Origin of the sequence: Halorubrum sp. SS7 (genome assembly GCF_005435055.1) — an archaeon.
Taxonomy (GTDB): Archaea; Halobacteriota; Halobacteria; order Halobacteriales; family Haloferacaceae; genus Halorubrum; species Halorubrum salinarum.
On the sequence record NZ_SGXV01000018.1, the window covers coordinates 52291 to 60192 of the forward strand.

Consider the following 7902-nt stretch of genomic DNA (forward strand, 5'->3'; position numbering starts at 1 on the left):
TCGCCGCTCTTGCCGCGGCGTTGGAACCCGGGTCACGATTGACCCCTCGGATCGCGTACCGCCGGGGGGAGACGACCCCACAGCCACCATGAGCACCGACGACGAGTCGATGTACACGACCGTGGACGAGGAGGACAGGCGGCTCCTGGAGGAGACCGGGTTCGACGCCGACCTCGGCGCGGAGATGGCCCGCGACGCGCAGCGGGTGGCCGCGGACGAGCTCTCCGAGGTCGAGTTCTACCGGCGGTACCACGACCGGATCCTCGAGGAGTTCGACGTCGACGACCGAGAGGTGGATATCCCCGACCCCGACGAGGTCGACGAGGAGGACGTGAGCGCCGTCGAGCGCGTCGAAGAGGCGTTCGGCGGCGTCGGGGAGGCCCTACGGAGCGTCGGCGGTGACGACGCGGAGTCGCGTCGGTCGGTGATGAAGAAGGGCGCCGCGGCGGCCGCGCTCGGGCTCGGCGGGCTCGGCACCGCGGGCGCGACCACCGGCGGCGACGGCGCCGGAGGGGCCGGCGCCGGCGGCGACGACGGCGAGGGGACCCGATGGGGGATGACGATCAACCTCAACAACTGCGACGGGTGTCTCGCCTGTATGGTCGCGTGTAACCAGGAGCACAAGCTCTCCCGGGGGGCGAACTGGATGTACGTGTTCTCGTTCGAGGACGAGGGGCAGGGCGACGAGACGAACTTCCTCCCCCGGACCTGCCAGCACTGTACCGACTCGCCGTGTACGAAGGTGTGCCCGGTCGGCGCCCGCCACACCCGCGAGGAGGACGGCCTCGTGCTCACCGACTACGACATCTGTATCGGCTGCCGCTACTGCGAGGTGTCGTGCCCGTACGGGGTCAACTACTTCCAGTGGGGCGAACCCGACGTGCCCGAGTCCGAGGTCGACGACGACCACCAGATCGACGACCGGGGGCGCTGGGTCGGCGCCCGCCCCCCGGAGGGCGTGATGGGCAAGTGTACGTTCTGCGTCGACCGGCAGGACGGGCAGATGGGCGAGGAGAAGGTCGGCACCACCGCCTGCGAGGAGGCGTGTACGATGAACGCGATCCACTTCGGCGACCTCAACGACCCGGAGAGCGACCCCAACCGGCACCTCCGCGAGTACCGCGACGGACGGGAGAACGACACGTCGGACTACCCGAACCGGAAGGGGCACACCGTCTCGACGTTCAAGCTGATGGAGGAGCGCGGCACCGAGCCGAACGTCCGGTTCGTCGGCAACGAGCCATCGCCGCACGCGGAACAGGTCGAGGGGCCGGTCGCGTACGAGGACGTTGGGCTCGTCGACGACCGCAAGGAGGTCCTCGATCAGGGCGCGGCCGCGAACGGGGGTGAGGAGGCGTGAGCGTCGACGGCGTCGACGTGACCGGCGTCGACCGAGAGGCGCTCGTCCGGCCGATCAAGACGTTCTCGACGCGGTACGTCGCGGCGCTCGCGGTCGCGCTCGGTCTGATCGGCGTCTGGCTGTTCTTCTACAGCCGGCAGCTCCGGCACGGCCTGATCGTCACGAACCTCGCCGACTGGGGCTCCGGCGGCGGCGTGCCGTGGGGACTGTACATCGGCGCGTTCATCTGGTGGGTCGGCATCGCCCACGGGGGGATCATCCTCTCGGCCGCGGTGCGCCTGCTCGGGATGGACACCTACCAGCCCGTCGCGCGCCTCGCCGAACTGCTCACCATCGCCGCGCTGACCTGCGCCGGGACGTTCATCCTCATCCACGTCGGTCGCCCGGACCGGCTGGTGACGAGCGTCCTGCCGGCGTGGCCGACGCGCGTCCAGTGGTCGCCGCTGATGTGGGACGTGACCGTCATCACGGCCTACTTCGTGCTGACGGCGACGTACCTCGCCTTGACGATCCGCTACGACGTGAACCGGCTCCGCGACCGGCTGCCGAACCGCCTCGAACCGCTGTACGCGGCGCTGACCGTGGGGTACACGGAGACGGAGGACGAGGTCGTCGAGCGCATGGTCTGGTGGATCGCGTTCGCGATCATCATCATGGCGCCGCTGTTGCTCCACGGCGGGGTGATCCCGTGGCTGTTCTCGCTGCTGCCGTCGATGGCGGGCTGGGCCGGCGGGGTCCAGGGCCCCTCGTTCCTCTCCATCGCGCTGACCTCGGCGGTCGCGGGGATCATCATCGTCGCGGCCGCGTTCCGGTACGCGTACGGCTGGGAGGAGCTCATCCCCCGCGCCGTCTTCCGGGGGCTCGCCAAGTGGCTGGGCTTCTTCAGCCTGATCTTCCTGTGGCTCCAGCTCCAGCAGGTGATCACGGGGATCTTCGCGGCGCCGACGACGCTCCAGCACGCGACCGAGGTGAAGATATCGACCCCGCTGTACTGGGTCGCCATCGGGCTCGTCGTCCTCGCGATGCTGTACGCCTTCGCGACCGCGCTGCGGCCCGACCTGTTCGACCTGCGCGCGCTCGTCGGCATCTCCGTCGGCGTCCTCTTCGGCACGCTCTCCGAGAAGGTGCTGTTCGTCGTCGAGGGGCTCCAGCACGCGCACTTCGCGCTCTACGACGGGGTGCCCGGCCAGTACGTCCCCTCGGCGGTCGAGATATCGGCGGTCTTCGGCACGATCGGCGTCGTCGTGCTGTTCTTCCTCGTCGTCTCGAAGGTGATCCCGGTCGTCGAGCTCCACGCGATCGAGGACCACGAGGAGGTGGACACATGACCGCGCTCGCGCCCCCGCCGGCGCTCCTCGCCGCGGTCGCGGCCCTCGCGCCCGCCGCGTGGCCCGCGGTCCCGCTGTCCGCGGAGTACACGCTCCCGTTCGTCGGCCCGGGGACGTACCTGATCTTCGGGATCGTCCTCGCGCCGGTGTACGCGATGGTCGCGGCGTGGTTCCTCGGCGACCCGAGCGACCGGTTCGCCGGGCTGCTCGGCGTCGGCTACCTCGCCGGCCTCACGACCGTCCTGTGGGGGAGCCTGTTCGTGGCGACGCTGATCATCGGGGCCGTGTTCTTCTGACGCGGCCCCGGCGGCACTCGTACAGCGTTGGAACCGACTCGCCACCCGAACCGAACCCGAATCGACTCGACGCCCGAACCGAATTCGAACCGACTCGCCGTCCAACCCAGACCAATGACACTCACCGAAGCCGAACTCACCGACCGACTCGCCGCGGTAGAGGACCCCGAGAACGGCGACGACATCGTCTCGATGGGCCTCGTCGACGACGTAGCGATCAGCGACGGCACCGCCGAGGTGTCGCTCGCGTTCAACGCCCCGCACGCGCCGGCGGAGATGGAGATCGGCGACGCGGTCCGCGAGGCGATCGAGGAGGCCGGACTGGAACCGGACCTCCGCGCCGAGTTCCGCGAGGAGCACGGCCACGAGACCGACGTGCTCCCCGGCGTCCGCAACGTGATCGCCGTCGCCTCCGGGAAGGGCGGCGTCGGCAAGACGACCGTCGCCGCGAACCTCGCCGCGGGGCTCTCCGAGCGCGGCTCGCGGGTCGGCATCCTCGACGCCGACGTCCACGGGCCGAACGTGCCCCGGCTGCTGCCGACCGAAAACGAGCCGGGCGTCACGCCGAACGAGGAGATCGTTCCCCCGGCCTCGGACGGCGTCCGCGTGATGAGCACCGACCACCTGATGCCCGACGGCGACCAGCCGGCGGTGCTGCGCGGCCCGATGGTGAACAACGTGATGATGAAGTTCGTCAACGAGGTGGAGTGGGGGCGGCTGGACTACCTCGTCGTCGACCTGCCGCCGGGCACCGGCGACGCCTCGCTGAACCTGCTCCAGTCGCTGCCCGTCGCGGGCGTCGTCATCGTCACGACGCCGCAGGAGATGGCGGTCGCCGACGCCCGCAAGGGGCTCCGCCTGTTCGACGAGCACGACGCGCCGGTGCTGGGCGTCGTCGAGAACATGAGCGCGTTCCGCTGTCCCGAGTGCGGCGACGACCACGCCGTCTTCGGCGAGGGCGGGGGCGACGAGATCCGCGACGACTACGGCGTGCCCGTCCTCTCGCGGCTCCCCGTCCACCCGGACTTCGACTCGGCCGGCTCGGACGGCCCCTCGGTGCGCGACCCCGACAGCCCGGTCCGCGAGGACCTCTTCGAGATGGTCGATTCCGTCGCGGACCGCGTGGGCGAGGTGAACCGGCGGCGGGTCGCCGAGCGCGTCGGCGAGTGGGACGCCGAGGGCGACGAGGGCCGCGAGGCCGAGGGCGGGACGGCGGACCCGGACCCGGTGTCGGCGTCCGAGTGACGGGCGGCGGCGGCGTCAGTCCGCGTCGCCGTCGCCGGCGTCGGCGGCGGTCGCCGCGGCGTCGTCGAGCGTCCCCTCGCTGATCGTGTTCGGGAGGAGTTCGCCGAGGGTGTACTCGGTCACGGCGTCGCCGCCCTCGTCGCAGGCGACGACGAGGTCGTCGGCCGCGAACTCCGCGAGCGTCTGCCGGCACATCCCGCAGGGGGTGACGCCGTCGCGGACGCCCGACGAGACCGCGATCCGGTCGAACTCGCGGTGGCCGTTCTTCACCGCCTCCGCGAGCGCGACCTCCTCGGCGTGGAGGCTGTTGGAGTAGTTCGCGTTCTCGATGTTACAGCCGGTGTACACGGTGCCGTCGGCGGTCCGCAGCGCGGCGCCGACGCGGTACTCGGAGTACGGGACGTGGGCGGCCTCGAGGGCCTCGCGCGCCGCGGCGATCAGGTCGTCCATACCGGCGCGTGACGCGGCGGGCCGATAACTGTACTGTGTCGCGGTCGCGGGCGGGCCCCCGGTCCGGTCAGGCGCGGTCGACCCACGCCGAGAAGCCGCCGTCGATGAGCGTGTCGGCCTGCTGGCGGATGTACTCGCGCTGGGTGTCGACCACGGCCGTCTCGAAGTCGTCGCCGTCGTCGAGCCGGGCGCGGACGCGGTCGCGCTTCCAGCTCGCCGGCGTCGTGCGGTTCGCGACGCGCCAGCGGAGCGGCGCGATCCACTCGGCGGCCTCGTCGGCGGCGCAGCCGGCGGTCCGGAGCCCGGCCTCCGCGTGGTCGAGTAAGTCCTCGTACAGCGCGTCGGTGTCGGTCGTGTGCTGGCCGTCCGGGCCGATCCACTCCATCTCGGCGTCGAGCCCGTCGGCGACCGCCGCGTAGAAGTTGTCGCGGGCGGTCTCCCAGTCGAGCCCGATGACCGGGTGCTCGCGCTGGGCGAGCGACTGCAGCAGGCCCGCGAACGCCCCCTGGAACGCGATGGAGTCGCGGACCGTGGGCTGGCCGGGGATCGGGCGGAACTCGATCCGCGCGTTCGCCGCCGAGCGGCTCGCCCCCTCGAAGACGGGGCGCACCCAGCGCCAGTAGCTGCCGTGTTTGGTCCGGAACGTCGCGAAGTCGTCGTCGAAGCGGTCGCTGCCGCCCGGGTCGGGCATCGGGATCAGCGTCTCGTCGGCCGCGATGCGGTCGACCGCGGTCTCGACGTCGCGGAAGTCGCGCGGGAACCGCACCTTGTCCGCGTCGGTGCGGGCGTTGAGGACGGACTCGAACACGTGGACGCGGTTCTCGGTCGCCCCCTCCGCGAGGATCCGCTCGCCGTCCCAGCCGTCGTCGTACAGGTCCGGCGGGAAGAACGGCGAGTTGACGCCGAGCGCGAGCAGCGGCCCGGCGATCCGGAGCGCGTACCGGAAGTGCCGCGGCAGCGTCTCGGCGTGCGCCACCTGGTAGTGCGGCTGGATCGACGTGATGAGGCTCTCGGGCATCACCGTGTCCGCCGTCAGCGACACGCCGGGAGCGGAGAGCTCGACGCGACCTCCCTCCGACCGCGCGTCGTCGGGTCCGTCCCCGTCCGCCGCGTCGGGGTCCGCGTTCGCCATCGCGTGGTAGCGGACCGCGTCGCTCATGTTGACCGCGACGACGACGCCGTCGACCTCGACGCTGTCGGTGAGGTAGCCCTCCGCGGTCTCGCCCGCGGGCGGGATGGTCCAGAGGCCGTCGGAGACGAGCCGCATCCCCTCGACGCCGGCGGTGTTCTCCGCGGCCTCCAGGCGCGCCCGGACCTCGGCGAGCTGCGCGCGGAGCCCGTGGTCGGAGAGCGGCTGCGGGCTCGTGCACATCTCGGCGTTGTGGAGCCCGAGCTCCTTCTCGAAGCCCATCAGCTCCAGCAGGCGGCGCGGCACGCGCATCAGCGCGTACTCGCCCGCCCGCGACTCCTCGCTCCACCGCCCGTCGCCGACCGCGTAGAACTCGTACTCGAAGCCGACGATCGACTGGTGGTTGTCGAAGGAGCCGTCGCGGAGCTCCTGTTTGACGATCTCGGCCTCCTCGGCCGCGCGCTCGGCGAACGCCTCGGCGTCGACCGAAAGCGCCTCCCGGACCCCGTCGGCGAGCGCGGACTCGGTGGTCATGCGACCGGGGAAGGAGTCGGCGAGGTGAAAAGGCCTCCGGCCGCGGGAGCGGTCCGGACTACTGGTTCGCCGAGCGCGCGTCGAGCGCGACGGGGATCGACCGGCTCGCCACGTCGCCCGCGAACGCCTCACCGTCCGCTTCCAGCAGGTCGAAGGTGTCGTAGTGGATCGGGACGACGAGGTCCGGGCCCATCGCCTCGGCGAGGTCGGCCGCGGCGCGCCGGTCGGCGACGATGCCGCCCCCGCCGATGTTCGCGAGGAAGACGGAGACGTCCAGCTCGGCGAACCCGTCGAGCGCGTCCGAGTCGCCCGGCCAGAAGACGGTGCGGCCCCCGAGCGACAGCAGGAAGCCGCAGCCGAAGCCGGGCGGGTGCGCGACCGAGCCGTCCGCGTCGGCGTTCGGTCCCTCGGGGTCGTTGTGGGCGGGCACGGACCACACCGTGACCTCGCCGGCCGGCGTGTCGACGTCGACGCGGTCCTCCTCGCCGACGCGGACCACGTCGTAGTCGGCCGCGAGCGCGTCGATCGGCTCCACGTCGCGGTCGATGCCCGCGGGGTCGACCGCCTCGTAGATGACCACCGTCGCGTCCTCGCTCGCGACCGACCGGATGCCGTCGCTGTCGTAGTGGTGGTCGTGGGTGACGACGACGAGGTCACCGTCGCGCGCCCAGTAGTCGTCGAGGACGCCGTAGCGGCCGGGGTCGGTGTAGGCGACCGGCCCCCCGTCCGTCTCCAGCCGCGCCGTCGCGTAGCCGAGCCACTCCACGGTGAGCTCCTCGAATCGGACCGTCATGTCACCGGGTCCGGCCGCGGGCGCCTTGAGGGTGGCTATCGCTCGCGGTCGCCGGCGTCGTCGCCCGCGCCGCGCGTCCCGCCGGCCGCGTCGGCCCCGTCGTCGATCACGACCAGGTCCCACGCCGCGGCGAGCGCGTCGTCGTCGAGCGAGCGCCCCAGCGCGTGCTCGGGGACGAGCGGCATCGGGACCGGGACGTACCCGGCGTCGCGCATCGCCCCGAAACCGCCGAGCGTCTCGACGACGGCCCCGTCGTCGCCCCGGCGGACGCGGAACCGCTTGTCGTCCGGGTCGCGGCGGTAGGCGAACGGGAACGCCGCGTCCGGCGGCGTCCGGAGGCTCTCGACGCCGGCGAGGACCGCGACCGGAGCGCCGTCGACCTCGCAGACGAGCCGCGGGACGACCGGGCGGCCCGCCTCGTCGACCGCGGCGGCGTCGACCCCCGAGTCCGCCGTCACCGGGCCGACAGGGGTGTCCGTCTCGCGCCACGCGAACGTCGGGTCGCCGAGTCCCACGGCGCGGACGCAGGCGTAGCCGCCGCCGGCGACCGGGATCCGGTCGGGGCCGAGGTGGAAGGTCCGGCGACCGTCGCGGCGCGCGGCCAGCAGCGGCGGGTCGGCGAGGAGGTCGCGCACGGCGGCCGCGGTGGCGTCGTCGCGGGCGACGAACAGGACGCTGCGGTCGCGGTCGAGCGCGTGGCCGAGCCGCGAGACGATCACGGTCGGCGTCGCGTCGTCGGGCGCGAGCGGCTCGACCGCGATCCGCTC

General features: G+C 72.5%; 8 protein-coding genes. 4 read left to right on the forward strand and 4 right to left on the reverse strand.

What is annotated here, in order from left to right:
* Positions 1–88: 88 nt before the first annotated feature.
* The 4 genes from EXE44_RS14150 to EXE44_RS14165 all read left to right on the forward strand — a co-directional run bounded on the left by EXE44_RS14150 (position 89) and on the right by EXE44_RS14165 (position 4229).
* The gene (locus EXE44_RS14150; RefSeq protein WP_137717683.1) at positions 89–1360 is read left to right on the forward strand and encodes a 4Fe-4S ferredoxin N-terminal domain-containing protein; all 1272 of its coding nucleotides are present in this window, start codon (positions 89–91) and stop codon (positions 1358–1360) included.
* The gene (gene nrfD, locus EXE44_RS14155; RefSeq protein WP_199241218.1) at positions 1357–2688 is read left to right on the forward strand and encodes an NrfD/PsrC family molybdoenzyme membrane anchor subunit; all 1332 of its coding nucleotides are present in this window, start codon (positions 1357–1359) and stop codon (positions 2686–2688) included. Before EXE44_RS14150 ends, nrfD begins: the two co-directional genes overlap by 4 nt.
* On the forward strand, positions 2685–2984 hold the full coding sequence (locus EXE44_RS14160; protein WP_121561897.1) for a hypothetical protein: 300 nt from the start codon (positions 2685–2687) through the stop codon (positions 2982–2984). Before nrfD ends, EXE44_RS14160 begins: the two co-directional genes overlap by 4 nt.
* A gap of 114 nt (positions 2985–3098) precedes the next feature.
* On the forward strand, positions 3099–4229 hold the full coding sequence (locus EXE44_RS14165; protein ID WP_137717684.1) for an Mrp/NBP35 family ATP-binding protein: 1131 nt from the start codon (positions 3099–3101) through the stop codon (positions 4227–4229).
* Positions 4230–4244: 15 nt separating this feature from the next.
* Here the strand turns inward: EXE44_RS14165 and cdd are convergent, their stop codons facing one another.
* From cdd to EXE44_RS14185, 4 genes are all read right to left on the reverse strand, one after another.
* On the reverse strand, positions 4245–4679 hold the full coding sequence (gene cdd / locus EXE44_RS14170; RefSeq protein ID WP_137717685.1) for a cytidine deaminase: 435 nt from the start codon (positions 4677–4679) through the stop codon (positions 4245–4247).
* A 67-nt stretch (positions 4680–4746) separates the two neighbouring features.
* Positions 4747–6342 (reverse strand): hypothetical protein, encoded by a 1596-nt coding sequence (locus EXE44_RS14175; RefSeq protein ID WP_137717686.1) that lies wholly within the window; start codon positions 6340–6342, stop codon positions 4747–4749.
* A 58-nt stretch (positions 6343–6400) separates the two neighbouring features.
* On the reverse strand, positions 6401–7135 hold the full coding sequence (locus EXE44_RS14180; protein WP_121561893.1) for an MBL fold metallo-hydrolase: 735 nt from the start codon (positions 7133–7135) through the stop codon (positions 6401–6403).
* A gap of 35 nt (positions 7136–7170) precedes the next feature.
* The coding region (locus EXE44_RS14185) for a hypothetical protein (protein ID WP_137717687.1) at positions 7171–7902 on the reverse strand (732 nt) is incomplete at its 5' end.

What these genes read in the sequence shown, in the direction of transcription:
- EXE44_RS14180 (WP_121561893.1), bottom strand. Translation starts at nt 7,135, where the DNA reads ATGACGGTCCGATTCGAGGAGCTCACCGTGGAGTGGCTCGGCTACGCG.
- EXE44_RS14165 (WP_137717684.1), top strand. Translation starts at nt 3,099, where the DNA reads ATGACACTCACCGAAGCCGAACTCACCGACCGACTCGCCGCGGTAGAG.
- EXE44_RS14150 (WP_137717683.1), top strand. Translation starts at nt 89, where the DNA reads ATGAGCACCGACGACGAGTCGATGTACACGACCGTGGACGAGGAGGAC.
- EXE44_RS14160 (WP_121561897.1), top strand. Translation starts at nt 2,685, where the DNA reads ATGACCGCGCTCGCGCCCCCGCCGGCGCTCCTCGCCGCGGTCGCGGCC.
- cdd (WP_137717685.1), bottom strand. Translation starts at nt 4,679, where the DNA reads ATGGACGACCTGATCGCCGCGGCGCGCGAGGCCCTCGAGGCCGCCCAC.
- EXE44_RS14175 (WP_137717686.1), bottom strand. Translation starts at nt 6,342, where the DNA reads ATGACCACCGAGTCCGCGCTCGCCGACGGGGTCCGGGAGGCGCTTTCG.